General features: G+C 72.8%; 26 protein-coding genes, 1 tRNA gene and 2 pseudogenes. 16 read left to right on the plus strand and 13 right to left on the minus strand.

What is annotated here, in order from left to right; translation table 11 throughout:
- Positions 1 to 272: 272 nt before the first annotated feature.
- The 3 genes and pseudogenes from ACZ7GZ_RS17660 (at position 273) to ACZ7GZ_RS17670 (ending at position 2166) form a co-directional block, all read left to right on the plus strand.
- Positions 273 to 359, plus strand: a tRNA-Leu gene (locus ACZ7GZ_RS17660).
- A gap of 117 nt (positions 360 to 476) precedes the next feature.
- A pseudogene (locus ACZ7GZ_RS17665) lies at positions 477 to 1136 on the plus strand (Rossmann-fold NAD(P)-binding domain-containing protein); the annotation flags it as partial.
- A 169-nt stretch (positions 1137 to 1305) separates the two neighbouring features.
- On the plus strand, positions 1306 to 2166 hold the full coding sequence (locus tag ACZ7GZ_RS17670; protein WP_471024993.1) for a Bax inhibitor-1/YccA family protein: 861 nt from the start codon (positions 1306 to 1308) through the stop codon (positions 2164 to 2166).
- A gap of 65 nt (positions 2167 to 2231) precedes the next feature.
- Here ACZ7GZ_RS17670 and ACZ7GZ_RS17675 read toward each other — a convergent pair whose 3' ends face one another.
- A complete protein-coding gene (locus ACZ7GZ_RS17675; RefSeq protein WP_020940491.1) occupies positions 2232 to 2462 on the minus strand; it encodes a DUF4287 domain-containing protein in 231 nt (76 codons plus the stop codon).
- A 99-nt stretch (positions 2463 to 2561) separates the two neighbouring features.
- Between ACZ7GZ_RS17675 and ACZ7GZ_RS17680 the strand changes: the two genes are divergently transcribed.
- Positions 2562 to 2873, plus strand: a complete 312-nt coding sequence (locus tag ACZ7GZ_RS17680) for a hypothetical protein (protein ID WP_450794514.1) — start codon at positions 2562 to 2564, stop codon at positions 2871 to 2873.
- A gap of 30 nt (positions 2874 to 2903) precedes the next feature.
- Here the strand turns inward: ACZ7GZ_RS17680 and ACZ7GZ_RS17685 are convergent, their stop codons facing one another.
- The 3 genes from ACZ7GZ_RS17685 to ACZ7GZ_RS17695 all read right to left on the minus strand — a co-directional run bounded on the left by ACZ7GZ_RS17685 (position 2904) and on the right by ACZ7GZ_RS17695 (position 6379).
- The gene (locus tag ACZ7GZ_RS17685) at positions 2904 to 3686 is read right to left on the minus strand and encodes a hypothetical protein (RefSeq protein WP_471024995.1); all 783 of its coding nucleotides are present in this window, start codon (positions 3684 to 3686) and stop codon (positions 2904 to 2906) included.
- A gap of 283 nt (positions 3687 to 3969) precedes the next feature.
- Positions 3970 to 5187 carry an acetyl-CoA C-acetyltransferase gene (locus tag ACZ7GZ_RS17690; RefSeq protein WP_471024997.1) on the minus strand — a complete coding sequence of 406 codons (1218 nt, stop codon included), beginning with the start codon at positions 5185 to 5187 and terminating at the stop codon, positions 3970 to 3972.
- 172 nt (positions 5188 to 5359) lie between these two features.
- The gene (locus ACZ7GZ_RS17695) at positions 5360 to 6379 is read right to left on the minus strand and encodes an SGNH/GDSL hydrolase family protein (RefSeq protein WP_471024998.1); all 1020 of its coding nucleotides are present in this window, start codon (positions 6377 to 6379) and stop codon (positions 5360 to 5362) included.
- Between the two features lie 159 nt (positions 6380 to 6538).
- Between ACZ7GZ_RS17695 and ACZ7GZ_RS17700 the strand changes: the two genes are divergently transcribed.
- A complete protein-coding gene (locus ACZ7GZ_RS17700; protein WP_471025000.1) occupies positions 6539 to 7930 on the plus strand; it encodes a cystathionine beta-synthase in 1392 nt (463 codons plus the stop codon).
- Between the two features lie 336 nt (positions 7931 to 8266).
- Here ACZ7GZ_RS17700 and ACZ7GZ_RS17705 read toward each other — a convergent pair whose 3' ends face one another.
- Complete coding sequence (locus ACZ7GZ_RS17705) at positions 8267 to 8407, minus strand: hypothetical protein (protein ID WP_471025101.1); 141 nt, start codon at positions 8405 to 8407, stop codon at positions 8267 to 8269.
- Here ACZ7GZ_RS17705 and ACZ7GZ_RS17710 point away from each other — a divergent pair.
- Positions 8340 to 8537, plus strand: a complete 198-nt coding sequence (locus ACZ7GZ_RS17710; protein ID WP_471025106.1) for a hypothetical protein — start codon at positions 8340 to 8342, stop codon at positions 8535 to 8537. The two genes, ACZ7GZ_RS17705 and ACZ7GZ_RS17710, sit on opposite strands and share 68 nt — an antisense overlap.
- Before the next feature lie 6 nt (positions 8538 to 8543).
- Here ACZ7GZ_RS17710 and ACZ7GZ_RS17715 read toward each other — a convergent pair whose 3' ends face one another.
- Entirely contained in the window at positions 8544 to 8984 is a 441-nt protein-coding gene (locus ACZ7GZ_RS17715) for a hypothetical protein (RefSeq protein WP_471025002.1), read from the minus strand.
- Between the two features lie 365 nt (positions 8985 to 9349).
- On the opposite strand from ACZ7GZ_RS17715, the pseudogene ACZ7GZ_RS17720 reads away from it, so the two are divergent.
- The 3 genes and pseudogenes from ACZ7GZ_RS17720 to ACZ7GZ_RS17730 form a co-directional block, all read left to right on the plus strand.
- Positions 9350 to 9742: pseudogene (locus tag ACZ7GZ_RS17720) on the plus strand (aromatic amino acid lyase); the annotation flags it as partial.
- The gene (locus ACZ7GZ_RS17725) at positions 9739 to 10629 is read left to right on the plus strand and encodes a MurR/RpiR family transcriptional regulator (protein WP_471025003.1); all 891 of its coding nucleotides are present in this window, start codon (positions 9739 to 9741) and stop codon (positions 10627 to 10629) included. The pseudogene ACZ7GZ_RS17720 and the gene ACZ7GZ_RS17725, both read left to right, overlap by 4 nt.
- A 97-nt stretch (positions 10630 to 10726) precedes the next feature.
- Complete coding sequence (locus ACZ7GZ_RS17730) at positions 10727 to 11311, plus strand: hypothetical protein (RefSeq protein WP_471025004.1); 585 nt, start codon at positions 10727 to 10729, stop codon at positions 11309 to 11311.
- On the opposite strand, the gene ACZ7GZ_RS17735 is transcribed toward ACZ7GZ_RS17730, so the two are convergent.
- The 5 genes from ACZ7GZ_RS17735 to ACZ7GZ_RS17755 form a co-directional block, all read right to left on the minus strand.
- On the minus strand, positions 11312 to 11686 hold the full coding sequence (locus ACZ7GZ_RS17735) for a roadblock/LC7 domain-containing protein (RefSeq protein WP_471025006.1): 375 nt from the start codon (positions 11684 to 11686) through the stop codon (positions 11312 to 11314).
- Positions 11687 to 11716: 30 nt separating this feature from the next.
- Positions 11717 to 12229, minus strand: coding sequence for a roadblock/LC7 domain-containing protein (locus ACZ7GZ_RS17740; RefSeq protein WP_471025007.1), 513 nt, complete (start codon positions 12227 to 12229; stop codon positions 11717 to 11719).
- Between the two features lie 31 nt (positions 12230 to 12260).
- Positions 12261 to 13079, minus strand: coding sequence for a transcriptional regulator (locus ACZ7GZ_RS17745; RefSeq protein WP_471025009.1), 819 nt, complete (start codon positions 13077 to 13079; stop codon positions 12261 to 12263).
- Positions 13076 to 13459, minus strand: a complete 384-nt coding sequence (locus ACZ7GZ_RS17750; RefSeq protein ID WP_471025010.1) for a hypothetical protein — start codon at positions 13457 to 13459, stop codon at positions 13076 to 13078. Before ACZ7GZ_RS17750 ends, ACZ7GZ_RS17745 begins: the two co-directional genes overlap by 4 nt.
- Before the next feature lie 179 nt (positions 13460 to 13638).
- Entirely contained in the window at positions 13639 to 15063 is a 1425-nt protein-coding gene (locus ACZ7GZ_RS17755; protein ID WP_471025011.1) for a type III PLP-dependent enzyme domain-containing protein, read from the minus strand.
- A gap of 106 nt (positions 15064 to 15169) precedes the next feature.
- Between ACZ7GZ_RS17755 and hutU the strand changes: the two genes are divergently transcribed.
- The 4 genes from hutU to hutI are packed head-to-tail and all read left to right on the plus strand — an operon-like array spanning position 15170 to position 20707.
- Positions 15170 to 16834 (plus strand): urocanate hydratase, encoded by a 1665-nt coding sequence (gene hutU, locus ACZ7GZ_RS17760; protein WP_471025013.1) that lies wholly within the window; start codon positions 15170 to 15172, stop codon positions 16832 to 16834.
- Positions 16831 to 18177 carry an allantoate amidohydrolase gene (locus ACZ7GZ_RS17765; RefSeq protein ID WP_471025014.1) on the plus strand — a complete coding sequence of 449 codons (1347 nt, stop codon included), beginning with the start codon at positions 16831 to 16833 and terminating at the stop codon, positions 18175 to 18177. Before hutU ends, ACZ7GZ_RS17765 begins: the two co-directional genes overlap by 4 nt.
- Positions 18174 to 19511: a formimidoylglutamate deiminase gene (locus ACZ7GZ_RS17770; protein ID WP_471025015.1), complete on the plus strand. Its 1338-nt coding sequence runs from the start codon at positions 18174 to 18176 to the stop codon at positions 19509 to 19511. The genes ACZ7GZ_RS17765 and ACZ7GZ_RS17770 overlap by 4 nt, the downstream gene beginning before the upstream one ends.
- Positions 19512 to 19531: 20 nt before the next feature.
- Positions 19532 to 20707, plus strand: a complete 1176-nt coding sequence (gene hutI, locus ACZ7GZ_RS17775) for an imidazolonepropionase (protein WP_471025017.1) — start codon at positions 19532 to 19534, stop codon at positions 20705 to 20707.
- Positions 20708 to 20722: 15 nt separating this feature from the next.
- On the opposite strand, the gene ACZ7GZ_RS17780 is transcribed toward hutI, so the two are convergent.
- Positions 20723 to 22291: a ricin-type beta-trefoil lectin domain protein gene (locus ACZ7GZ_RS17780; RefSeq protein WP_471025019.1), complete on the minus strand. Its 1569-nt coding sequence runs from the start codon at positions 22289 to 22291 to the stop codon at positions 20723 to 20725.
- A gap of 298 nt (positions 22292 to 22589) precedes the next feature.
- The gene (locus ACZ7GZ_RS17785) at positions 22590 to 23486 is read right to left on the minus strand and encodes an RNA polymerase sigma factor SigF (protein WP_471025102.1); all 897 of its coding nucleotides are present in this window, start codon (positions 23484 to 23486) and stop codon (positions 22590 to 22592) included.
- A 245-nt stretch (positions 23487 to 23731) separates the two neighbouring features.
- On the opposite strand from ACZ7GZ_RS17785, the gene ACZ7GZ_RS17790 reads away from it, so the two are divergent.
- The 3 genes from ACZ7GZ_RS17790 (at position 23732) to serS (ending at position 26609) form a co-directional block, all read left to right on the plus strand.
- A complete protein-coding gene (locus ACZ7GZ_RS17790) occupies positions 23732 to 24109 on the plus strand; it encodes an STAS domain-containing protein (RefSeq protein WP_471025020.1) in 378 nt (125 codons plus the stop codon).
- 317 nt (positions 24110 to 24426) lie between these two features.
- Positions 24427 to 24987 (plus strand): ATP-binding protein, encoded by a 561-nt coding sequence (locus tag ACZ7GZ_RS17795; protein ID WP_471025022.1) that lies wholly within the window; start codon positions 24427 to 24429, stop codon positions 24985 to 24987.
- Between the two features lie 338 nt (positions 24988 to 25325).
- Positions 25326 to 26609 (plus strand): serine--tRNA ligase, encoded by a 1284-nt coding sequence (gene serS, locus ACZ7GZ_RS17800; RefSeq protein WP_471025024.1) that lies wholly within the window; start codon positions 25326 to 25328, stop codon positions 26607 to 26609.
- The last annotated feature ends 159 nt before the right edge of the window (positions 26610 to 26768 follow it).

The raw sequence follows: 26768 nt of genomic DNA on the forward strand, positions 1-26768 counted from the left end.
ACCCTGAGAGGGGGGCGCGGTCGCACCGGGGTCGAACCGGTGTCGAACGATGTCGAGAACGGGTGGATCACCCTCGTTGGGACGGTGAAATTCCGTCATTCCACGTACGTCCGATCCCCCGTCACGTCACGCTGTTGGCAAGTGCGGATGGCCCGTTCCGCAGGCTGATGCACCCTCAGACGTCAATAAAATAAGACAACATCGGTCCGCCCTTCCGCTGTTCGGGGGATGCGTCCCGATAGGCTCGAACCTCGAAGCGGAGCCCATGGCCTGCCCGGATGGTGGAATGCAGACACGGCGAGCTTAAACCTCGCTGCCCCTTCGCGGGCGTGCCGGTTCAAGTCCGGCTCCGGGCACCACCCGCGCCCTGTGACAGGGTCCAGCGCGCGGCTCCCACCCCATTGACATCGGATGGTCACCGGCGGAGACGCGCCCCCGCGATCGGTGAAGGAAACTTCACCCGGGTGCTGCACCACGCCGGGGTCCTGGAGCAGGGCACGGTCGACGTGCTGCGCGCCGCCGGTGCCGGGGAGCGGATGGACCGGCAGGGGCTGCGGCACGACGGCATCGAGCTGCGCTTCGACCGCCGCCGCCACCGCGTCGACTTCCCCGCCCTGACCGGCGGTCGGGCCGCTGCTGTTCGCCCTCGCACGACGAACTCGTCACGCCCGCCACGAGCGCGGCTTCGCCCTCCTCTCCATGCGCCCGCCCGTCACCCGCCACCCCCCGTCCAGGCAGGCCGCCTCCCTCCCTGCTTCCTCCTTCGTGTCCCGCCTCTACCTCCAGGTGCCCGCCGGAACGCGGGCCGAGGAGGGGACCGACGGCGAGATCTGGTCGGAGCTGGAGCGGCGCTGCGAGACGGACGACGGCTGGCGGCTCGAACGCGGCCCCGTCACCCACAAGTCGGTCACCCACATGCGGGTCCCCGGACCTTCTCGACGCCTACTCCGCGACCTGTCTGCGCCGCGTCTGGCAGGCCGAGCGGTTCTCCCGCGACATGACGACGATGCTCCATCCGGCCTCGGACGGCACGCCCTTCGGCGCCCGCCTCCAGCGGGCCCGGCTGCAACGCATCGCCTCCTCGCGCGGCCGCGACCGACCTGGCCGAGGCGTACACCGGGTTTGCTCTCGGTTAGGTCGCAGGTTCGTCAGGGAATGCGATCAACCGTGGCCGGGAATCCCCGGTCCACGTAGCGTGTTGCGCAGCAGGGCAGAGGAAAGATCCTCCTCAAGTATCATGGTCGGTCCTTTGCCAATCCATTACTCTTGAGCCAAGGCTGCGCACGGCAGCCATGGAGGAGTGAAATGAGGAGCAGTAACCCGGTCTTCTCGCGACGGGGGTTCAGCCGCGACAACGGCTACGCCGGCTTCAACACCGCACCGCAGGCCGGGTACGCACAGGGCAACCCGTACGCGCAGAACCCCTACGCCCAGAGCCCGTACGCCCAACCGGGTGTCCAGCACGGCGCCCCGCCGCAGGCCCCCGCCACCACCGACCGGATGACCATGGACGACGTCGTCGTCCGCTCGGCCCTCACGCTCGGCACCGTCGCCGTCGGCGCCGTCCTCGCCTGGGCGCTGCTGCCGGTCACGACGACCAGCTACGGCCTGGCCGTCGGTTCCGCGATCGTCGCGTTCGTCCTGGCGATGGTGCAGAGCTTCAAGCGCACCCCGTCCCCCGCGCTGATCCTCGGGTACGCCGCCTTCGAGGGCGTCTTCCTCGGGGTCATCAGCGAGATGTACAACAGCCGCTGGAGCGGCGCCCCGTTCCAGGCGGTGCTCGGCACCATGGCGGTCGCGGGCGCGACCCTGCTGGTCTACAAGGCCGGCTGGATCCGCGTCACCGCCCGCTACGCCCGCATCGGTATCGCCATCGCCATGGCGTTCCTGGTGGTCATGGCGGTCAACCTGCTGCTGGTCGCGTTCGGCGTCGCCGAGGACGGCGGTCTGCGCAGCTTCGGTCCGCTCGGCGCGCTCGTCGGCATCATCGCGATCCTGCTCGGCGCGTTCTTCCTGACCCTCGACTTCAAGCAGATCGAGGACGGCATCGCCTACGGCGCCCCGCGCAACGAGTCCTGGCTGGCCGCGTTCGGCCTCACCATGACCCTGGTGTGGATCTACGTCGAGATGCTCCGGCTGGTGGCGATCTTCACCAACAACGACTAGCGCGAGCAGCACATGTGCCGGTCATGAGCAAGGGCCCCGGGTTCCGCCCCGGGGCCCTTCGCCGTCTAGAGCAGCTTGCGCGCCGCCCTCCTCAGGTCGTACTCGTGGACGATCGCCTTCGCGTGGCCGTACGCGAGGTCGTACTCGTGCCGGAGCCAGCTGACCTTCTCCTCGAAGCGGAACAGGGCGGGGCCTTCTTCTACGGTGCGCAGCCAGTCGGAGACTTCACGGCCGGTGCAATGGGGGATGCGGGCGAGCAGATTGCGGTGGGTCTCCTCGGAGAAGAGTTGGGACATCGGCGCCTCCGGACGCAAAGGGGATGTAAGCCGGTCCTTCACGTCACCGTGCCTGAGCGTTCGCGTATTGGCAACAGTGCGGCACGTTACGCTCGGCGCGTGGTTGATACGACGCCCTTGACCCAAGCAGTGGATCACTTCGCCGACCGGTTGCGCGCGGCGCCGCAGAGCCGCCTTCAGCGGGGCGCTGCCGCGGAGGCACTGGCACTGGCCAGGGAGTTGGCCCGGCGGGCGCAGGCCGTTGAGGAGCCGGGGAGTGAGGCCCGGGAGATGCCGGATGCGGGGATGTTCGCGGCGGCTGATCAAATCCTCGTCGCCGCGCACGATTTGGCACTGGTGCTGCGGACCGAGGACGAGGTCGCCGAATCGGTCCGGATGGTTGAGGAGGCGCGGCAGAGGGCGGGCGTCTAGGCCGGACGGGCGCCGGCCCTCGCCGGTGTCTCAAAGCGACGCTATGACCCGGTCGGCCAGGATGTAGACCATGTCCTCGCCGCACGCGAAGGTCAGCGTGTAGGCGCCGGAGACGCCCGAGCCGCCCAGCAGGTACGGGGCCTCGCCCGCGTCCACCGCCGCCGCCAGGCGTTCGGCGGTCTCGCGGTGGCCCGGGGTCATGCACAGGGTGGTGCCGTCGGCGAAGACGTAGACGTCGAGGGTGCCGAGCGGGCCCGGACGGACGTCGGAGAGTTCGACGCGCTCCGCGGCCAGCTGCTCCAGCGTGGTCGCCGTGCGCTCGTGGTCGTTCACCGCCGGCGACTGCACCGGGACGAAGTCGGGGTGCGAGGGGTGGCGGCGGCGGGCCGCGGCCAGCTCCGGGGACTCCCCGGCGAACTCGTCGGCCTCGGCGGTCGGCTCGGACACCGGCTCCAGGCCCGCGAAGTCGGTCTGCCGGGGCAGGAACAGGTCGGCGTCGGGCAGGCCGAGCAGAGTGGGGGTGTCGGAGGCGTCACGGGCCTCCTGGGCGGCCCAGAAGGCGCGCGCCTCGGCCAGCTCCCGCTCCCGCTCCTCGGCGAGCGCCTCGGCCACGGCGGCGCGTATCTGGTCGGCGTCGGAGTGGCTGCGGGCGTTCGGCAGCAGCCCGCGCATGGCGGCTGACTGGTTCTCCGCGAGCTGGGTCTGCAGCTCCCTGAGCTGGCGGCGCAGCTTCAGAACGGTGCGCAGGACGGCGACGCCCACGGCGCCGGTGGCGGCCGTGGTGAGCAGCAGGGCGATCGGCATGGCGCTCACTGACGTACTCCCGGTTCAAAGTCGACCCCCGACTTCCTACATCAGCTTGAAGGGCGGACTATCCAGCTGTCAGTGCGTAACGTCACGAAACGGACGGGACTTTGAGTTCGCGCCGGGGCCGCCTACCGCGCTGACCGGCGCTGACCTGCACTGATGTGTCCGGTGAGCGAGATAGGTCACATCCTGGGCGAGATTGGATCACGGAAAGGCCCAGAACCTTGGGGTTTCCTCGGTTCCGGGCCGGTTCCTGACGTGACGTGCCTGGTCCGCTACGGACGGTGTGTCAGCTGAGGCGCTCGATGACCATCGCCATGCCCTGGCCGCCGCCGACGCACATCGTCTCCAGGCCGAACTGCTTGTCGTGCCACTGCAGGGAGTTGATGAGCGTGCCGGTGATCCGGGCGCCGGTCATGCCGAAGGGGTGGCCGACGGCGATGGCGCCGCCGTTGACGTTCAGCTTGTCGAGGTCGATGCCGAGGTCCTGGTAGGAGGGGATCACCTGGGCGGCGAAGGCCTCGTTGATCTCGACCAGGTCGATGTCGTCCATGGTCAGGCCGGCGCGCCGCAGGGCCTGCCGGGAGGCCTCCACCGGGCCGAGGCCCATGATCTCCGGGGACAGGCCGGAGACGCCCGTCGACACGATGCGGGCGAGCGGGGTCAGACCCAGCTCGCGGGCCTTGGTGTCGGACATGATGACGACCGCGGCGGCGCCGTCGTTGAGCGGGCAGCAGTTGGCGGCGGTGACGAGCCCGTCCGGGCGGAAGACCGGCTTCAGACCGGCGACGCCCTCCAGGGTGACGCCGGGGCGGGGGCCGTCGTCCTTGCTGACGACCGTGCCGTCGGGAAGCGTCACCGGGGTGATCTCGCGCTCCCAGAAGCCGTTCTTGACGGCCTGCTCGGCGAGGTTCTGCGAGCGGACGCCGAACTCGTCCATCTCCTGGCGGCTGATGCCCTTGGCGCGGGCCAGGTTCTCGGCGGTCTGGCCCATCGCGATGTACGGGTCGGGCAGCAGGCCGTCCTCGCGCGGGTCGTGCCAGGTGGAACCCTCGGACTCGGCGACGGCCGCGGTGCGGGCCTGGGCCTCGGCGAACAGCGGGTTGTACGTGCCCGGCATGTCGGAGCTGCCGTTGACGTACCGGGAGACCGTCTCGACGCCGGCCGAGATGAAGACGTCGCCCTCGCCGGCCTTGATGGCGTGCAGGGCCATGCGGGAGGTCTGCAGGGACGAGGAGCAGTAGCGGGTGATCGTGCAGCCCGGCAGGTGGTCCATGCCCATCTGTACGGCGACGATCCGGCCGAGGTTGTGGCCCTGCTCGCCGCCGGGGAGGCCGCAGCCGAGCATCAGGTCGTCGATGTCCCTGGGGTCGAGCTCGGGGACCTTGGCGAGCGCGGCCTGGATGATCGTGGCGGTCAGGTCGTCGGGGCGCAGGTCCTTCAGGGAGCCCTTGCCTGCGCGGCCGATGGGGGAGCGGGCGGTCGAGACGATGACGGCTTCGGGCATCACGGGCTCCATGTGAACGGGTTTGGGCAGGGCCGGTTGGGAAGTTACCCGGCCGTACTTCTGTGGTCATCGGTGTTGCGGTGTGACACTGACCGCACTTTCTAAGCGCTTGCTTGGCCATGGCGGACGCCCGTCGGCTGACAGGGCGCCGGGGCGGCAGGCCCCAGGCGGGTCACACGGAGGGGCGTGCCGGCTCCGCCTCGGGTACCCGCCGGCGGCGGCGCCGCTTCAGCAGAGCCCAGGGCCCCCGGGGCCCCGTAGGCATCGCCGCCGTGACCTCCGTGCCCGCCTCGGAAGCGGCTTCCGCGGCGGCCCGTGCCACCGGCAGGAAACCCTCGCGCCGCGAGACGTCCGGCCGTTCCTCCTCCGCCGGCCACAGACCCAGCGCCGCGCACACCGTCGGCAGGAGGGCCATCGCCGCCGTCGCGTACCCCTCGGCCGAGGGGTGGTAGTTGTCCGGGCCGAACAGCTCCCGCGGGTTCGCCTCGAACTCCGGGCCCAGGAGGTCGCCCAGCGACACGGTCCGGCCCCCCTGTTCCACCGCCCCGATCGTCTGCGCCGCCGCCAGCTGCCGGGAGGCCCGCCGGGCCAGCCAGCGCAGCGGCTGCTGCACCGGCTCGATGGTGCCGAGGTCGGGACACGTGCCGACCACCACCTCCGCGCCGGCCGTGCGCAGCCGTCGTACCGCCGCCGACAGGTGCCGTACCGAACGGGTCGGCGGCATCCGGTGCGTCACGTCGTTCGCGCCGATCATGATCACGCAGATGTCCGGGACGGGAGCCGAGGACGACAGGACCAGGGCCACCTGGCGGTCCAGGTCGTCGGACTGGGCGCCCGGCAGGGCGACGTTGCGGAGTTCCACCGGGCGCTCCGCCACCGCCGCCAGGCCCGAGGCCAGCAGCGCGCCCGGTGTCTGGCCCGACCGGTGCACGCCCTGCCCGGCCGCCGTCGAGTCGCCGAGCATGGTCAGACGCAGGGGCGGTTCCCCGGGGACGTCGTACACATGGCCGTAGACGCCGTCGGCCACCGGGACCCGGCCGCCGCTGCCGTTGCCCACATGGCGCCGCGCCAGACGGACCTCCGCCAGCAGCACGCCGACGGCGGCCGCGCCGATCAGCCCGACCCCGCCACCGCCGTACGCCGCTCCGGCCGCGATGCGGCGGGCCACTCTCGCCCTCGACATGCTCGTCATGCGTCGCCGCCACCTCCTCATAGCCGTACATCCACTCCTTGCCCCGTACCGACCGTGTGCCAATCTCAACGGGGAGTGAACGACCGCCACGGCCACACACCTGGCCTTAGGCTGGCGACACCACTACGAACACTTCTTTTGCAGCGACCGGAGACAACGGTGCGATTCCACGACTCGATGATCAGCCTCGTCGGCAACACCCCGCTGGTGCGGCTCAACAACGTGACCAAGGGCATCCAGGCCACCGTCCTGGCCAAGGTGGAGTACTTCAACCCGGGCGGCTCCGTGAAGGACCGCATCGCCCTGCGCATGATCGAGGCCGCCGAGGAGAGCGGGGAGTTGAAGCCGGGCGGCACGATCGTCGAGCCGACCAGTGGCAACACCGGCGTGGGACTGGCGATCGTCGCCCAGCAGAAGGGCTACAAGTGCATCTTCGTCTGCCCTGACAAGGTCTCCACCGACAAGATCAACGTGCTGCGCGCGTACGGCGCGGAAGTGGTCGTCTGCCCGACCGCCGTGGCGCCGGAGCACCCGGATTCCTACTACAACGTCTCCGACCGGCTCGTCCGGGAGACCCCGGGTGCCTGGAAGCCCGACCAGTACTCCAACCCCAACAACCCGCTGTCGCACTACCACTCGACCGGCCCCGAGCTGTGGGAGCAGACCGAGGGGAAGATCACCCACTTCGTGGCGGGCGTGGGTACGGGAGGGACCATCTCCGGTACCGGCCGCTATCTGAAGGACGCCAGCGACGGCACGGTCCAGGTCATCGGCGCCGACCCCGAGGGCTCGGTGTACTCCGGCGGCTCGGGGCGGCCGTACCTGATCGAGGGCGTCGGTGAGGACTTCTGGCCGACCGCCTACGACCGCACCGTCGCCGACGAGATCGTCGCCGTGTCCGACAAGGACGCCTTCCAGATGACCCGCCGCCTGGCCAAGGAGGAGGGCCTGCTCGTCGGCGGCTCCTGCGGCATGGCCGTCGTCGCCGCGCTGCGGGTCGCCGAGCGGCTCGGCCCGGACGACGTCGTGGTCGTGCTGCTCCCGGACAGCGGCCGTGGGTACCTGTCGAAGATCTTCAACGACGAGTGGATGGCCGACTACGGCTTCCTGGAGGACGAGGGCCCGAGCGCCCGCGTCGCCGACGTCCTGAACGACAAGGCCGGCGGCACCATCCCCTCCCTCGTGCACATGCACCCGGAGGAGACCGTCGGCGAGGCCATCGAGGTGCTGCGCGAGTACGGCGTCTCGCAGATGCCGGTCGTCAAGCCGGGCGCCGGTCACCCCGACGTGATGGCCGCCGAGGTCGTCGGGTCCGTCGTGGAGCGGGAGTTGCTGGACGCGCTCTTCAACAAGCGGGCCTCCCTCGAGGACCCGCTGGAGAAGCACATGTCCGCCCCGCTGCCCCAGGTCGGCTCCGGCGAGCCGGTCGGCGACCTGATGTCCGTGCTCGGCTCGGCCGACGCGGCGATCGTCCTGGTCGAGGGCAAGCCGACCGGCGTGGTCAGCCGGCAGGACCTGCTGGCCTTCCTGGCCAAGGGCGGGAACAAGTAACGGCCCGGCGGTGAACGGCCCGTGTATCCGGCGAACATGCGGTGACCTGGGCCGCCCGAAGCCGTCCCGGAAGTGTCACGTGCGCGCAGCACCCGCTTAACACGGGTCCGGCACATTGGTGGGTGTCGGCAGGGCGGGAGCGGCTCCCCGCCCCGGCCGGCGCAGAACGGCGCCAAGGACCTCCGGAGCGGCTCCCGGACCTCCATGGACGCCACGGACGCGGGGGCCCGGCCTGACCCGGCCCGCGTCCCTCGCGGGGACCGCCGTCGTCCCGCCCCCCGGCAACGGGGGTGCGGCGGTCCCCGCGAAAGCCTTCTCCGCGGCTTTCCGTGCGCCTCAGGGTGCGCTGCTGGATTCCCAACCCCCCAGCGGGGCAAGGCGTTCCGCCGCCTCCGGCCCCGGTTCCGGGGTGTACGCCACGATCGTCTGCCCGGGGGCCGCCGGGATCGTCAGGGTCTCGTACGGCAGGGTCAGCAGGCCCGCCACCGGGTGCCGTATCTTCTTCACGCCGTACGCGGCACTCCCTGACCTCGTCGCCTACGCCACCAGCGGGCCCCGGCACGTCAACCTCCGCCAGATCATGGTGCTGCCGGCCCGGCAGGCGTGAGGACGGTCAGTCCTCGGACGACGAGCGCCGCCGCCCGGTGAGGAGCTCCGGGTTGACGCGCACCGCCTGGGCGAAGTTGACGCCGACGATGCCGACCCAGGTCGCCAGCGTCCCGGCCGTGCCCGCGATGCCACCGCCGACGGCGGTCAGCGGGACCGCCAGGACCAGCGAGATGATGCCGAACCCGAAGCGCTCCGCCCAGGTGTCGGCGTCCTTCGGGCGCCGGGCGCCGCGCGCCGTCTCCATCCGCTGCTCGGCCAGGTGCCGCCGCACCCGGCGGTCCACCGCGTCGTCGATCCGCTGCTCGACCCTCTCCAGGAAGGAGTCGACCAGCGCGGAGTCGTACTCGTCGCCCAGGTCCGTGCGGGCCCGCACGGTGGCGTCGAGTTCCTTCCGCAGGTCCGCGTCCTTCTTCAGGCTCGCGTCCGGCGAGTCCAGTGTGCTCATGGGCCCGAGCCTACGGAGTGGTCACTTCCCCCGCACTGGGGACAGCCCCCCTCTTCGCACCGGGCCGCGGGCCCCTTGCCTGGCTGTATAACGTCATGCAGAGTTCTTGGTGACTGAATAGGTTCCGGTGGTCACAGAGCCGGTCCGGATGTCCGGGTGAGGGGAGTGTGGGCTTGATGTCGTCTCGTAGCGTGGACGCGCCGGAGTCCGCGCCGTCCACGCGGGCCATGACGGTCGTGGTCCCCGGGGCCGCCGCCGGCCACGGCCGGCGCCTGCTGCGCGGCCACGCCGGCGGCATCGGTGCCGAGCTTCCCGCCCGCCAGGCCCGTACGAGGCTCGCCGTGCGCGCCAACCAGCTGCCGGCCCCGGCCTCCTGCGGCGCGATGATCCCGGAGTACCCGGCCGGAGCGGCCCCCGGCGATCTGCGGGCCCTCTGCGCGCCCGCCTCGCCCGGTCACGCTGTACTCTCCCGGGGCGTCGAGGAACAGGCGGGCTCCGCCTCGCTCGCCGCGCGGCAGACCCCGCGCGCGTGCGGTGCGTACCGTCTGCTGGTCGGCTGCGAACTCGTCGCCGCCGTCCGCACACCGCGCCAGCGGCACCGCAGGCCCGACCCCGGGCTGCCGGCCGGACGGGCGTTCGCGCTCGCCGGGACGGTCCTCGACGCCGATCCGGCCGACCGGCCGCTCACGGGCGACGTGACGGCGGCGGCCGCACTGCTCGACCGGTTCACGGACATCTGGAGGGGGAGCGCGTCATGAGCGTGGACAGGAGTACCGGTGTGGCCTCCGGCGATGTGACCTCCGGTGGCGGGAGCGACAGCCCCGCGAACCGCCTGCAGGCGCTCTTCGAAGGGCACCGGCTCACGCCGACCCAGCGCCGGATCGCGCACAGCATGGTGCGGCGGGCCGCCGACGTGCCCTTCCTGTCCAGCGTGGAGCTGGCCGAGCTGGCCGGGGTCAGCCAGCCGTCGGTGACCCGGTTCGCCGTCGCGCTCGGCTTCGACGGCTATCCGGCGCTGCGCAAGCACCTGCGCGAGGTCGTACCCGCCGAACCGGCCGCCGAGGCGGGCGCCTTCAACGAGTACCAGCAGGCCGTCGAGGCCGAGATCGAGAACCTGCGGCACCTCGCCGACCTGCTGGCCGACCCGCGTCCGGTGCAGAGGGCCGGCCGGATCCTGGCCGCCTCGCGTGCGCTGCCGGTGCTCGGCCTGCGCGCCGCCGCCTCCCAGGCGTACGGCTTCGCCTACTTCGCCGCCAAGGTGCACCCGGACGTCCGGCTGCTCAACGAGGGCGGCACGATGATCCAGGACCGGATCGACGCGGCCGTCCGCGCCGGTGCCTCCGCGCTGCTGTGCTTCGCGCTGCCCCGCCATCCGCGCGAGGTCGTCGACACCCTCGCCTACGCCAAGGACGTGGGCCTGACGACCGTCACGGTCGCCGACTCCGCGTTCGCTCCGGTCGCCAAGTACTCCGATCTGCTGCTGCCCGCCGCCGTCGGCACCGGGCTCGCCTTCGACACCGCGTGCGCGCCGATGCTGCTCGGGCGGGTGCTGCTGGAGGCGGTCTGCGACGACCTGCCCCAGGCGCAGGCCCGGCTGGAGGAGTTCGACGCGAAGGCGGCGGTCCGGGGTCTGTTCGTGGAGTGACCGGCCGTCCTCCGCGTGTGCTCTCAGATTCGTCTCACGTTCTGCCGCTAGGTTCCCTGCGAGGCATGTTCGCGGACACGTGACACGGGAGGATGACGTGGCGCGCGGAGGACAGGGGCTGGCCCGGGTGGCCGTCGTCGTACGGGCGGGGGCCGCACCGCTGTGGTGGTCCGGGGTGTTCGCCACCGGGATCGGTGTGCTGCCGCAGGGGATGACCGGGCGCCGGATCGGGGTGCTCGCCGGGGCCGCGTTGTTCCTCGTGGGCGCGGCCGCCATGGCGCTCGTACGACGCCGGCGGTACGGCGACCTCGCTCGCGGTGCGGCCCGCGCGGGCAAGTACGACGTGCTGCAGGACCGTGCGGTGACGGTGCGCAACTGGCGCCGGGGGCACCGCGGGTGGCTGCTGCTGGCCTGCGCCGCCGCGCTCGGTTCGGCCTTCGCCGTGCCCGCGGCCGGCGGCATGCTGCTGGCCGGGCTCGGCACCGGGCTGTGGCTCAAGGCCGCCTGGATCGGGCGGCGGGAGCGAGCCGGGGAGACGCTGCTGTGGGTGCGTGTCGACTGGCTCGACCGGCGCGGCGGGGGCCCGGCGGGCAGGTCCGTGAAGGGTCTGCGCGGTACGGGCATCGCGGCCGGCGACGCGGCCCCGGGCGGGGCCCGCCGCCGTACCGCGGCCCTCGTCTGACTAGACCTCCAGCTCCTCCTCGATCCTCTTCAGCTGGTGCCGGGCCATCGCCAGGTTGGCCCGGGAGGAGTCGAGGACCAGGTAGAGGAACAAGCCGTTGCCGCCGCGGCTCTTGAGCAGGCGGACCAGGTGGTACTGGTCCGTCAGTGTGATCAGGATGTCCTCGATGCCGCCCTTGAGGCCCAGCATCTCCATCGTGCGCATCTTGGCGCGGATCACGTCGGTGTTGCCCGCTGCGGCCACGTTCAGGTCGAAGCTCTTGCTGCCGCCCATCGTGCCCAGCGCCATTCCGCTGGTGTAGTCGACGAGCGCGACGCCGGTGGCGCCCTCGATGGACGTGAGGGCTTCCTTCAGCGCGGTCTCGGTGTTGGCCATGGTGGTCCTTTCGGAACGGTCGGGTCTGTCTCAGCCGTCGGTCGCGGTGTGCGCCTCGGCGGCCGTGGTGCGGGGGGTGCGGGTGGTGCGGGTACGGGTCGGGGGCGCGGTGCTGACGGCGCCCAGGGGCCGCACGGGCCGGCGGGCCTCCCGGGCGGCGGCCTCGGCGGCGTCCAGCAGCTCCCCGATGCGGGCGCCGGCCCGGCGGCCCTCCAGGTGCAGCCGGCCGACGTTGACCCGGCCTTCGGCGAGCAGGGTCAGTACGGCGGTGCGGCCGGCCGTGTAGGTGGCGACGTAGCCGCTCTCGCCGCGCACCAGCAGTTCCCGGAAGCCGCCGTTGCCGGTGGCGTCGGTGACCCGCACGGCGACGCCGAGGGCGGCGGCGGTGAGCGCGGACAGGCCCTCCGGGTCGACTCCGGGAGTGTCGTGGGCGACGACGAGTCCGTCGACGCCGGCCGCCAGGGCGCCGGTGAGCTGCGGCACCCGGGTGCGCAGCCGGTGCAGCTCGGCCAGGACGGCCTGGAGGTCCTCCTCGGACACCATCAGCTCTCTCCTCTCGGCGGGGCGGTGCCGTTCAAAGCGCCTCCAGCGCATCCCTGAGCCTCTTCAGCAGCGCGATGTCGGGGTCGGTGACCGGGGGTGGGGGCGGGGGCGGCGGGGCGGGCTCCGTGACGACGGGTGCCAGGGGGGTGACCCGGCCGGCCGCCGCGAGCCGGCGTACGTCGACCAGCGTGTGGAAGGCCTGCCGGCCCAGGTTCCGGGCGATCGCGGTGGCCGTGCGGACGCCGTCCACACGGTCCAGGACGGCCCGCTGCCGGGGTGTGACGGGCGCGGTGGCGGCCGGTCCGGCGGCCGGGTCCGCGCGGATCAGCGGGGCGCTGTCGGCGGCCGGGTCCGGCCACAGCCGGTGCAGCATCAGGCGGCGGCGCAGTGTCTCGCGTTCCAGGGCGACGACCGGGACCGAGGGCAGCGGGCCGATGCGGGGCGCGTTGTCGTAGCGGAAGTGTCCCGGGGTGCTGCTGGGGGCCAGCGTGAAGTACCCGGCGTCGTACAGCGCGTCCAGATGGCACAGCTCCAGCGCGCCGGCCGGTAACAGCCCGGCCTCCAGGAGGAGTTCGGCGGCCTGCAGCGGGCCGGCGGCCTGGGAGGCGGCCCGCTGCCAGGCGGCGGTCGCGAGGGTGCCGTGGGCCGTGAGGAGCACGTCGAGACCGGGGGCGAGGGGGCTCTCGGCGTGTACCACCCGGCCCTCGGCGAGGTACAGGGTGCCGTGCTCGCGCACCAGGACGCCGGTGGCCCGCTCCTCGGCGAGCCGGGTCAGCATCGGCGACAGCGCCCGGGGGGCCGACTTGTCCCGCACGGGCAGCGGCGGCGGAGGTGTCTGGACCACGGTCATCCGAGCACCAGCCGGTCCGCCATCTCGCCGAGCCGGATCCGGGCGAGCGCGAGATTGCCCTCCTCGCGGCCCAGCCACAGGTGCAGGAAGACGCTGCTGTCGAAGGACGTGTCCACGAACCGCAGCAGGTGGTAACTGTCGTGGTTGCTGACGATCACGTCCTCGACGGGCGGGTGCCCGTCCCCGTGGACCGCGAAGGCTCCGTGCTCGGCGGCCATCCGCGCCAGTTCGGCGGCCTCGGCGGCGGTCGTCTCGTGATCGCCGCCGGGCGCCTCCCCGACCGTGCCGAGAGCCAGTCCGCTCGTCCAGTCCACCAGTGCCGCACCCCGCGCACCGGGTAACCGCATCGCTTCCAGCAGGCACTCGTCGATTCCGGGCACCGTGGGTTCCCCTCCCGCCTGGGACTCCGGCTGAGTGACAGTGACACTACGCACCGTGCGCGCGGAAGTGGGAGCCTTTGGCATTTTCCAGTGGAACATGCGTCCGGCGTACTAGTGTGGGTCAACTGACGTGTGCCCTCAGGCGGTTGACCTATTTGTTCGAGGGTGCCGGGGGCGTGTCAACGGCTCCCGGGCGCCCGGAGGGTGGTGAGCGCGGGCGCGTGCGCTCCGCCGGACTCCGCCACCACCTCGGCGACCGTCTGCGGCTCCCGCACGGTGGCGAAGGCCACCCCTCCCGAACCGTCCGGTGCGAAGCCGTAGACGCCGGGCCGGGCCAGGGAGTTGTAGGCGTAGTGGTGGGCGAAGTAGTACGCGCCCGTGTCCAGCGCCGCCGCGTAGTCGCCCTGCTCCAGCAGCGGCAGTGCGCGGCCCTCCGCCAGCAGGTCGCCCGAGAAGCAGGCCGGCCCGGCCACGTCCTGCACCACCTCCGGCCCCGGCTTCGGCCGCCCCTTGGCGTCGTACGCGCCGATCCTGAGCGGCCACGCCCCCGGTGCGTACACGGTCCGCGTCGCCACCTGCACGCCCGCGTGCGTCACCGCGATCCGCCGCCCGCCCGCGCTCTTCGTGTACTCCACCCGGGCCACCACCGTGCCGTGCTTGGCCAGCAGCGACCGCCCGAACTCGGTCACCAGCCCGTACCGGCCGTCGAACAGCCCCGGCACCTGTTCGGCCAGCAGCCGGGCGTACCGCGCGTACGACGGCGCCGTCGCCTCGGCCGCGAAGTTCACCGGCAGTCCGCCGCCGATGTCGAGCGTGTCGATCTGCCGCCGCCCGGCCCGCTCGTTGACCTCCTGCGCGAGCGCGTACGCCTCCGCCGCGCCCCGCGCCAGCAGCGACAGCGGGATGCCCTGCGAGCCGGTGTGCGCGTGCAGCCGGGTCAGCCACGGCCGGTCCAGGTACGCCCGTACGACCCACTCGCGCGCGCCCTCGTCGCGCAGCGCCACCCCGAACTTCGAGGTCTCGGTCGCCGTCGAGGTCGCCCCGATCGTGCCGCCGCCGACCTGCGGGTTCACCCGGATGCCGAGCGGGGACCGGCTGGGCGTGGCCCGGACGAGGGCGTCCAGGCGGTCCAGCTCCTGCGGATTGTCGGCGTTCACCGCGATCCCCAGCGCCAGCGCCTCGCGCAGCTCCGCCGGGGTCTTGGCGGGCGAGTCCAGCACGGTCCGGCCGGCCGGCACCCCGGCCGCGCGGGCCAGCGCCAGCTCGCCCGGGCTGGCCACCTCCGCGCCGATGCCCGCCTCGTGCAGCAGCCGCAGCACCGGCACCAGCGGGGTCGCCTTCACCGCGAAGGCGTGCAGTACGGGTGTCCCGGGCGGCAGGACCGCGTCGAAGGCCGCCCGCAGGGCCGCCGCCGACTCCCGGATCCCGGTCACGTCCAGCAGCCCCGCCACGGCGGCGTCCGGCCCCAGCAGTCCCTGCTCGACGGCGGCCCGCACGGCCTCGTCCCGCCGGGCGGCGCGCTCCCGCGCCTCGGCGGCCTCCGTTTCGATCTCCCGCTCCACGACCTCTCCCCTCGTGTCCCCTCGTGCCCGTTCCGCGTACATCCAGCCAAACACCGGCGGCACGCGGACGGGTGCGCCCCGACGTATTGACTAGTTCTATTCAGGGCTGCAGGATGTGAATAGATGTAGTAACAGGAGGAGGCAGACGATGTCGGGACCCCGCCCCGTACGAGCACCGCGCGGCACGGAACTCAGTGCCCTGGGATGGCAGCAGGAAGCCGCCCTGCGCATGCTGCAGAACAACCTCGACCCCGAGGTCGCCGAGCACCCCGACAAGCTCGTCGTCTACGGCGGCACCGGCAAGGCCGCCCGTGACTGGCGCTCCTTCGACGCCATGGTGCGCACCCTCAGGACCCTCAAGCAGGACGAGACCATGCTGGTCCAGTCCGGCCGCCCGGTCGGCGTCATGCAGACCCACGAGTGGGCCCCGCGTGTCCTGATCGCCAACTCCAACCTGGTCGGCGACTGGGCCAACTGGGAGGAGTTCCGCCGCCTGGAGGCCCTCGGCCTGACCATGTACGGCCAGATGACCGCCGGCTCCTGGATCTACATCGGCACCCAGGGCATCCTCCAGGGCACCTACGAGACCTTCGCCGCCGTCGCCGCGAAGAAGTTCAACGGCACCCTCGCGGGCACCATCACCCTGACCGCCGGCCTCGGCGGCATGGGCGGCGCCCAGCCCCTCGCCGTGACGATGAACGACGGCGTCGCCCTCTGCATCGACTGCGACCCGCGCGCCATCGAGCGCCGCATCGAGCACCGCTACCTGGACGTGAAGGCCGACTCCCTCGACCACGCGCTGCAGCTGGCCGTCGAGGCGCGTGACGCCCGCCGCCCGCTGTCCATCGGTGTCCTCGGCAACGCGGCCGAGCTGGTCCCGCAGCTGCTCGCGATGAACGCCCCCATCGACATCGTCACCGACCAGACCTCCGCCCACGACCCGCTGGCCTACCTGCCGGTGGGCGTGGCCTTCGAGGACATGGCCGACGCCGCCGCGAAGGACCCGGCCGGCTTCACCACCCGTGCCCGGGAGTCCATGGCGAAGCACGTCGAGGCCATGGTCGGCTTCATGGACGCCGGCGCCGAGGTGTTCGACTACGGCAACTCCATCCGTGGCGAGGCCCAGCTGGCCGGCTACGGCCGGGCGTTCGCCTTCCCCGGTTTCGTGCCCGCCTACATCCGCCCGCTCTTCTGCGAGGGCAAGGGCCCGTTCCGCTGGGCTGCCCTGTCCGGCGACCCCGCCGACATCGCCAAGACCGACAAGGCGATCCTGGAGCTGTTCCCGGAGAACGAGTCCCTGGCCCGCTGGATCAAGATGGCCGGCGAGCGGGTCCACTTCCAGGGTCTGCCCGCGCGTATCTGCTGGCTCGGATACGGCGAGCGCGACAAGGCCGGCGAGCGCTTCAACGACATGGTGGCCTCCGGTGAGCTGGCGGCTCCGCTGGCGATCGGCCGCGACCACCTGGACTGCGGGTCGGTGGCCTCGCCGTACCGCGAGACCGAGGCGATGCTCGACGGGTCCGACGCGATCGCCGACTGGCCGCTGCTGAACGCGATGGTCAACGTGGCCTCGGGCGCGTCGTGGGTCTCCCTCCACCACGGCGGCGGTGTCGGTATGGGCCGTTCCATCCACGCCGGTCAGGTCACCGTGGCCGACGGTACGAAGCTGGGCGGCGAGAAGATCCGGCGCGTGCTGACCAACGACCCCGGCATGGGTGTCATCCGGCACGTCGACGCCGGGTACGACATCGCGGAGTCGGTGGCGACCGAGCGGGGGGTTCGGGTGCCGATGCGTGAGGGTGACGAGGCGTGACCACTGGTGAGGGCGGGCCCGGCAACTCGTCGGCGGGGGTTGAGCTCTCGTCGCCGCCTGCGGGTTCGGCTGTGCCCGCCCGTTCCGCCTTGCGGAACGACTGCCCGCGGCCCGTGCCGGCCGCCCGTTCCTTCCACGAGATGTGGACGGAACTGCTTCCCGTCGGGCGGCACGCCGACTCCGGTGGTTACCGCCGTTACGCCTGGACTGGGGCCGATGCCGAGTGCCGGGACTGGTTCAGGGAGCAGGCCGAGGGGCGCGGGCTGACGTACGAGGTCGACCGGAACGGGAACCAGTGGGCCTGGCTGGGCGACCCGACCGCAGGTGACGCCGTGGTCACCGGCTCGCACCTGGACTCCGTGCCGGACGGCGGGGCCTTCGACGGGCCGCTCGGCGTCGTGTCCTCCTTCGCCGCGCTGGACGAGCTACGCGGCAGGGGCGCGCGGTTCGGCAGGCCCCTGGCCATCGTCAACTTCGGTGACGAGGAAGGGGCCCGGTTCGGGCTCGCCTGTGTCGGGTCCCGGCTCACCGCCGGGCAGTTGAGCGTCGAGCAGGCCCATCGGCTCACCGACGGCGACGGGGTCACCCTGCCGCAGGCCATGGAGGCCGCCGGGTACGACCCCGAGGGCATCGGGGCCGACCCCGAGCGGCTGGCCCGGATCGGCGCCTTCGTCGAGCTGCACGTCGAGCAGGGACGGGCCTTGGACCTGTCCGGGGACCGGGTGGGCATCGCCAGTGCCATCTGGCCGCACGGGCGCTGGCGGTTCGACTTCCGGGGCGAGGCCAACCACGCCGGCACCACCCGGCTGGCCGACCGGCGCGACCCGATGCCGTCCTACGCCGAGACCGTGCTCGCCGCCCGCCGCGAGGCCGAACTCGCCGGTGCCGTCGCCACCTTCGGGAAGATCATGGTGGAGCCCAACGGGGTCAACGCGATCCCCTCCCTCGTGCGCGGCTGGCTCGACTCCCGCGCCGCCGACCAGGAGACCCTGGACACGGTGGTCGGGGGCGTGGAGAAGGCCGCACGCGAGTACGCCGACGCCCACGGCATCGACCTGGACGTCGTGCGCGAGTCCTTCACCCCGGTCGTGGAGTTCGATCACGCGCTGCGCGACGAACTCGGCCGCATCCTCGGCAAGGACACCGGCCTGAAGGTGCCCGTCCTGGGGACCGGGGCCGGACACGACGCCGGAATCCTCTCCGGCAGCATTCCGACCGCCATGCTGTTCGTGCGCAACCCCACCGGTGTCTCGCACTCCCCGGCCGAGTTCGCCGCCGAGGACGACTGTGTGGCCGGGGTGCGCGCGCTCGCCGACGTACTGGAAGGGCTGGCCTGCAGGTGACCAAGCGGACCTACTGGTTGGAGCACGCCTGGCTCGGCACGAACGTCGAGCCGGGGGTCGTGCTGGAGGTCGAAGGCGGGCGGATCGGCACAGTCCGCACCGGCGTCGCCACCCCGCCGCCCGGTGCCGAGATACTGCGCGGGCTGACCCTGCCGGGGCTCGCCAACGCCCACAGCCACGCCTTCCACCGGGCACTGCGCGGCACCGTCCAGGTCGGCTCCGGCACCTTCTGGACCTGGCGCGAGGTGATGTACTCCGTCGCGGACCGGCTGACCCCGGACACCTACCACGCCCTGGCCCGCGCGGTGTACGCCGAGATGGCCCTGGCCGGCATCACCGGTGTCGGCGAGTTCCACTACGTGCACCACGCGCCCGGCGGCACCCCCTACGCGGACCCCAACGCCATGGGGGAGGCGCTGATCGACGCCGCCGCCGAGGCCGGCATCCGGATCACCCTCCTCGACACCTGTTATGTGTCGGCCGGCTTCGGCGAGCCGCCCAACACCCACCAGCTGCGCTTCTCCGACGGCGGCGCGGAGGCCTGGGCCGAACGCTGTGCGGTTCTCAAGGCGCGGGACCACGCGCGGATCGGGGCGGCGATTCACTCCGTACGGGCCGTACCGGCCGACCAGTTGGCGACCGTCGCCGGGTGGGCGCAGGAGCGGCGGGCACCGCTGCATGTGCACCTGTCGGAGCAGACCGCCGAGAACGACGCCTGCCTCGCCGCACACGGCTGCACACCCACCCGGCTGCTCGCCGACCACGGTGTCCTCGGTGCGCGCACCACCGGTGTGCACAACACCCACCTCACCGACGAGGACATCGCTCTGCTCGGCGGCTCCCGTACCGGCACCTGCATGTGCCCGACGACCGAGCGGGACCTCGCCGACGGCATCGGCCCGGCCGTCGCCCTGCAGCGGGCCGGCTCACCGCTCTCCCTCGGCTCCGACAGCCACGCCGTCATCGACCTGCTCGAAGAGGCGCGCGCGATGGAGCTGAACGAGCGGCTGCGCACCCGCACCCGGGGGCACTGGACGGCCGCCGCCCTGCTGCGCGCGGCCTCGGCGGACGGTCACACGGCGTTGGGCTGGGAGGAGGCGGGCACCCTGGAAGCGGGGGCACTGGCCGACTTCACGACCCTCGCCCTCGACTCCGTCAGAACAGCGGGGCCGGTGCCGCGTCTCGGCGCCGAGACGGCCGTATTCGCGGCGAGCGCGGCGGACGTACGGCATACGGTCGTGGGCGGCCGGCATGTCGTACGCGACGGGGCGCACACCCTCGTACCCGATGTGCCGCACGCCCTCGCGCGGGCAGTCGAAGCCCTCCGCGCCTGACGACCACCCACGAGGACACCATGAGCAGCAGCACCGTCATCACCAACATCGCCACGCTGGTCACCAACGACCCCTCCCTGGGTGACGGCTCCCCCCTCGGTCTGATCCAGGACGCGGCCGTCGTCATCGACGGCGACCGCGTCGCGTGGACCGGTGAATCCAGCAAAGCACCCGCCACTGACAACCGGGTCGACGCGGGCGGCCGGGCGGTGCTGCCCGGCTTCGTGGACTCGCACTCCCACCTGGTCTTCGCCGGGGACCGCACCCAGGAGTTCAACGCCCGCATGTCCGGCCGCTCCTACACGGCGGGCGGCATCCGCACCACGGTCGCCGCCACCCGCGCCGCGACGGACGCGGAACTGGAGGCGAACCTCACCCGTTACCTCGACGAGGCCCTCCGGCAGGGCACCACCACCTTCGAGACCAAGTCGGGATACGGCCTCACCGTCGAGGACGAGTCCCGCGCGCTGCGCCTCGCGGCGCGGCACACCGACGAGGTGACCTACCTCGGCGCGCACATCGTCTCCCCGGACTACGCCGACGACCCGGCCGCCTATGTCGCCCTGGTCACCGGCGAGATGCTGGACGCCTGCGCGCCGCACGCCCGCTGGATCGACGTGTTCTGCGAGAAGGGCGCCTTCGACGGCGACCAGGCCCGCGCGATCCTCACCGCCGGCAAGGCGAAGGGCCTGCACCCGCGCGTCCACGCCAACCAGCTCTCCTATGGCCCCGGCGTCCAGCTGGCCGTCGAGCTGGACGCGGCCAGCGCCGACCACTGCACCCACCTCACGGACGCGGACGTCGACGCCCTGGCGAACGGCGACACGGTGGCCACGCTCCTGCCCGGCGCCGAGTTCTCCACCCGCGCCGAGTGGCCGGACGCGCGCCGCCTGCTGGACGCGGGCGTCACGGTCGCCCTGTCCACGGACTGCAACCCCGGTTCCTCCTTCACCTCCTCCGTGCCCTTCTGCGTCGCCCTGGCCGTCCGCGACATGCGGATGACGCCCGACGAGGCGGTCTGGTCGGCCACGGCGGGCGGCGCGGCGGCCCTGCGCCGCACCGACGTCGGTCACCTCGGCCCCGGCGCCTGCGCGGATCTCACGCTGCTGGACGCCCCCAGCCACGTCCACCTGGCGTACCGCCCGGGCGTCCCGCTGGTGACCGGGGTGTGGCGGCGCGGGGTGCGGGTGGTGTGAGGGGCGGCGCGTCGGTCACCTCGCCCCGGCCCGCCACCGCTGGTCGCCGCTGCCGTCCAGCGGCTGCAGGTCCACCCCGTACCGGCCGTCCGGGGTCACCGCCGTCTCGATGGCGATGTCCGGGCGGATCGTGCCGTCGGGGTCGACGGTGAAGCGCAGGTTGTCGCCGTTGTCGCTGTAGACCGCGTCGCACTCCCAGATGCCGACGCCCCGGTCCGCCGAGCCCCGGCTGTCCAGGCAGAAGCGGTCGTCGGCCGCCGAGCGCAGCACGCCCAGGTACGGGTCGAAGCGCCAGCGCTGGGTGCCGGCGGAGGAGCAGCGGGCCGTGATGACGTCGTTGCCCTCGGACAGATCGCCGTCGCGGATGTCCAGGCAGCGGCCCGTCGCCAGGTTCACCACCTGGGCGAAGGAGGTGCCGGGGGGTGCGAAGGAGGGTGTCGGCCGGGGGGTGGTGGTGTGCCGGGGCGGCGGCGGGGGTGTGGTCGTCCGGTGGGCTGGACTCCGCGTCGCGGAAGGGGACTTCGAGGGGGACGCGGACGGGGGCTTCGTGGGGGAGGCCGTCGGGGACGGGGTGAGGGAGACCGTCGCCGTCACCGTCACCGGGGGAGGCGTGGGCGTCGCGGCCGTCGGCTGCTGGTCGTCGCCGTGGGCCGGGGTGAGCAGGAACACCAGCAGCGGAGTCAGGGCCACACCCACGGCCGCAGAGGCCAGCAGGACGCGGCGCCGGGGCGGCAGGGTCACCCGTACGGCAGGCGGACCGGGGACGGCCGGCGGCTCCTCGGCGCGTAGGTACGCCGTTGCGCCGAACGGCAGCAGGCCCTCCGCCAGGGTCTGCCGGGGCGCGTCCCGCAGGGCCCTCAGCTCCTCGAACGCGGCCGTGCAGTGCGGACAGCGGGCCATGTGGGCGTCCAGGTCGGCGCTGTGGCGCGGCCCGTCCGGCCGTACCGCCTCCTCGATCAGCCGCCGGAAGTCGGCGCAGCGCGGGTCGTCGGAGGCGGCGAGGCGCCGGCGCAGGCAGGCCTGGGCCAGGGCCTTGAGGGCCTGCGGGGTGCCGTAGGCCACGTCCGCGCGGTTCAGCCCGAGAAAGGCGGCGGTCCGCTCCTGCGGCTCCTCCTCCAGTACGCCGTACCAGACCAGGCCCTGGGTACGGGACGGCAGCGACTGGAACGCGGGGAGGAGGGGCGGGGTGGGGCCGTCGGGGAGGCCGGACGTGTTCAGGACGAGCAGCACTGCGGGGTCGACGCCGGCGGAGCGCTCGTCGCGGGCCCAGCCGGCCGCCAGTCCGGCGGTCAGCAGCAGGAGCCGGTGGCGCAGCGGGACGGCCGGCTCGACCCCGCGGGCCGTCTCGCGGGCCGCCGCGGTGACGGCCTCGGCCGCCAGCCGGCGGGCGGCGGACTCGCTCGCGGCGCACAGCCGGGCATAGGCCAGCACCGCCGGGTGGTGCCGGCGGCGCAGTTCCTGCAGCGCGGGGTACGCCGTCGCGGCGGCGGAGCGCAGCAGTTCGGTCAGCCGGGCGTCGGGTACGTGCTCGTACTCACCGCCCGCCTCGGTCCCGCCCGTCCCGGCCCCGTCCCCCTGAGCCATCGTCCCGCCTCCTCGCACCACCGGCGGCCGCGTCGTTGCGGTCCCGGTCCGGCCTACCAGCCGGTATGGGGGGCCATAGTGGTCGAGGGGGACGGCTGGGGAAAGAGGTTTCCGCGGGTAACCCCATAACGGTTGGGACGCCGGGGCGAGTTCGCCCCGAAGGGCGGCGGGAATCCGGGAATGGCCGCACGGACCGTGGATACCCGCGCACTTCGAGAGGTGGGCCACGGCACACGGAAGCGGTCCGGCTCCGACGGCCGGGCCGCTTCCGCGTGTCACCGCGGCGGGGGTGCGCCGGTCACTCCTCGAGCGTCAGCCCCTTGCGCAGCCGTACCAGCGTGCGCGACAGCAGCCGGGAGACGTGCATCTGGGAGATGCCGAGCTCCTCACCGATCTCCGACTGGGTCATGTTCGCCACGAACCGCAGGGAGAGGATCTTCCGGTCCCGCTGCGGGAGTCCGGCGATCAGCGGCTTGAGCGACTCGATGTACTCGATGCCCTCGATCCCGTGGTCCTCGTACCCGATGCGGTCCGCGAGCGCGCCCTCCGTCTCGTCCTCCTCGGGCTGGGCGTCCAGCGAGGAGGCGGTGTAGGCGTTCGAGGCGGCCATGCCCTCGACGACCTGGTCGTTGGAGATGCCCAGCTGCTCGGCCAGTTCCGCGACCGTCGGCGCGCGGTCCAGCCGCTGGGCCAGCTCGTCCCCGGCCTTGGCCAGGTCCAGGCGCAGCTCCTGCAGTCTGCGCGGCACCCGCACGGACCACGAGGTGTCGCGGAAGAAACGCTTGATCTCGCCGATGATGGTCGGCATCGCGAAGGTGGGGAACTCCACACCGCGGGCCAGTTCGAAGCGGTCGATCGCCTTGATCAGGCCGATGGTGCCGACCTGGATGATGTCCTCCATCGGCTCGCTGCGGGAGCGGAAGCGGGAGGCGGCGAACTTGACGAGCGCGAGGTTCAGCTCGACGAGGGTGTTGCGGACGTACGAGTACTCGTGCGTCCCTTCCTCCACCGACTCCAGGCGCTCGAAGAGGGTCTTGGACAGGGCCCGCGCGTCGACCGGGCCGATCTCGTCGTACGGGGGGATCTCCGGGAGTCCCTCGAAGGCGTCGAGGGCGTCGATGGGATGATCCAGTTGTTCCGGTGGGGGTGTCGACGTCGCGAGCGGGGTATGCGATGCGTCGAGCCGGGGTGACATGGTGTCCTCCATCGTTCTCGGCATATGGCTGCCGAAGCCGTGCGTGCACTGCGGTGTGCGGCGCCTCCAAAGCCGGCGTGTAGCGGTAGGTGTCCTTACTAGCCCTACCCGCTTCACCGAGACGATCGCAAGTGCGTTCTGTTCGCGTATGTCCGTTTCTGTGAGGTTCTTCGGGTGCCGGAGTGTGCAGGGAAGGCGTAATGTTCGACAGCAGTCAGCGTCCACGACCTCGGGAGAGAGACGGCATGGACCACGGGACGGTCGGCAGCGCACAGTCGGGCCGGCTTCTGGTGGAGGTGCGGGAAGAGGGCTCCAGCGCCGTTGTGACACCTGCGGGTGAACTCGACCACCACACCGCCGATCTTTTGCGTGAGCCCCTCGACGACCTTCTGGCCAAGGGCTTCTCGCGCCTCGTCGTGGACTGCTCGCGCCTGGAATTCTGCGACTCCACGGGCCTGAACGTCCTGCTCGGCGCCCGGCTGAAGGCGGAGGCCGCCGGTGGCGGGGTCCATCTGGCCGGGATGCAGCCGGTGGTCGCCCGGGTGTTCGAGATCACCGGGGCCGAGGCGGTCTTCACCGTGCACGACTCCGTGGAGGCGGCCCTGGTCGACGGCGCCGACTGAGCCCGCCGTCCCCGCCCTCCCGTGTGCCGCCGGCTCCCGGGCGTTGCGTTCGTCACGCCGAAGACGGGGGTGTCGTGCCGGATCGGCCGGGCAGGAGAGGGCAGGAGAAGCGGGAGACCCCCGACAACCGCCGGGCGCCCGGACCGCCCCGGGACCGGCGAAACGACTGAACGGGACGCACGTGCGACGGACGGGCGAGCAGGACACCCCGCGCGGGCGACGGGCGGCCGACGTACGGCCGACGTACGGACCCGCCGGCACGGACCGGTGCCGGCCTTTTGAATCGTGAACCGGTGAATCGGTGAGGTGAAGCGCTGATGAGCACCACCCGGCCTTACTCGCCGGGCGACCGCGGCCCGGAGCCCAGCGGCGCTTCCGGGGCGTCCGAGGGGGGCACGCCGACCGCAGGCGTGCCCACGGGGGCAGCCGCGCCGTCCGGACCCGCCGGCGGCACTCATGACACCGGCGGGCCGCAGGTCCGCAGACTCGGCCTGCTCGGCGAGAGCGGGGTCGTCCCGCTCGCCCGCGACTTCGCCCGCCAGGCGCTGTACGCCTGGGGCTGGCTGCCCGCTGGCGGCGCCGACCAGCGGGCCGCCGCCGAGGATGTGCTGCTCGTCGTCTCCGAGCTGGTCACCAACGCCTGCCTGCATGCCGAGGGGCCCGACGAACTGCTCCTGGCCTGCGACAACAAGGTGATCCGGGTGGAGGTCTCGGACCGCGGCACCGGTCAGCCGGCACCCCGCACCCCGCACCGCGCCGGCCGCCCCGGCGGCCACGGCATGTTCATCGTGCAGCGGCTGTGCCTGGACTGGGGCGTCGTCCGCGCGGCGGGCCGGCCGGGCAAGACGGTGTGGGCGGAGCTGGGCGCACCGGCGTAGGCCATCGGTACCCCGGCGCACGTGGCGCGGGGAAATTCGGTTTCCGCCGGGTACGGCACTGCCTACGCTGGGCGCAACGCGCTGACGGAGACAAGTAGCCCGGGGCCGGCGAGCCGAGAGAGCCGCCACCCGCTGTGAAGGCGGCCTCGCACCCCGGGGTGAATCCCCTCCCGAGTGCGGGGAGGAAATGCCCCGCCGGCCGGCCCCCGTCATCGGGCCCGACGAGGCCGTCGTACGACGGCGAAGGCGTGGTGGCACCGCGAGCACCCTCTCGCCCACGCCCCGAGGGACCGACCCGGGGCGGACCGTGCCGTCCCGCCGCACAGTTGGGCAGCGCCATGCTTGACATCACCCTCATCCGCCAGCACCCCGAACGTGTCCGCGAAGGCCTGGCCAAACGCGGCCTGGATGTGGACCTCGACACCTTCCTCGCCCTCGACGCACGGCTGCGTGAGGCCCTTACGGCCCTGGAACGGCTGCGCGGCGAACGGCGCCGCGCCTCGGCGGACGTCGCGGCCCGGCGCCGGGCGGGCGAGCCGGCCGGCGAACCGCTCGCCCGGGCCGCGGAACTGGCCGACCGGGTCGCGGCGGCGACCGCGGCACACGGCCGGCTGGAGGCCGAACACCGCGCGTTCCTCGACGTCCTGCCGAACCTCCCCGACCCGGACGTGCCCGCGGGCGGCAAGGAGCACAACGAGGTCGTCCGCACCGGGGGCGCCCGCCCCGGGTTCGGTTTCCCGCCCCTGGACCACGTGCGGCTCACACAGGACCTCGGCCTGGTCGACCACCGGCGCGGCGCCGCGCTCGCCGGCAGCGGGCACTGGGTCTACCGGGGCGAGGGCGCCGCCCTGGAATGGGCGCTGCTCAACCACTTCCTGGACGGGCACCGCCGGGCCGGCTACACCTTCGTCCTGCCGCCCCACCTGCTGACCTGGCAGGCCGGCTACACGGCGGGCCAGTTCCCCAAGTTCGCCGACGACGTCTTCGTCACGGACCGCGCGGCCGACGGCCGTCCCGAGCGGTTCCTGCTGCCCACCGCCGAGACGGCACTCGCCGCCCTGCACCACGGCGAGACCCTGGACGAGCGCGAGCTGCCCCTCAAGTACGTCGCCTACACACCCTGTTACCGCAAGGAGGCCGGCGGCTACCGCACCGCCGAGCGGGGCACCCTGCGCGGCCACCAGTTCAACAAGGTCGAACTGTTCCAGCTCACCCGGCCCGCCGACTCGGACGCGGCCCAGCGCGAACTGCTCGCCCGCGCCGAGGAGTTGGTCGCCGGCCTGGGCCTGCACTACCGCGTCACCCGGCTCGCCGCCGGGGACACCGGCGCCGCCCAGGCCGGCACGTACGACGTCGAGGTCTGGCTGCCCAGCCTGGGCGCCTACGCGGAGGTCAGCTCGGTGTCGAACGCCCGCGACTACCAGGCCCGGCGCGGCGGCATCCGGTACCGCCCGGCCGGCGGCGGCAGGGCGGCGTACGTCCACACCCTGAACGCCTCGGGCCTGGCCACCAGCCGTCTGGTGCCGGCCCTGCTGGAACAGCACCAGCGGCCCGACGGCACCGTCGCCGTGCCCGAGGTGCTACGGCGCTGGGGTCTGCCGGAGGTGCTGCGCCGGCCGTAGGGCGCCCGGGCCCACCCTCCACTCCAGCCACCCGTCACACACGCCGGATCGCCACAACTCCGGCGTGTGATGCGTCTTCCCTCCTCACGGCGCCGGGCGTACCTTGACGGCCGAATCTGATGTGCCGTCAGGAATGCTGGCGGAAACGCTGTCCGGAAC

It is taken from the genome of Streptomyces sp. NPDC037288, from assembly GCF_055603265.1.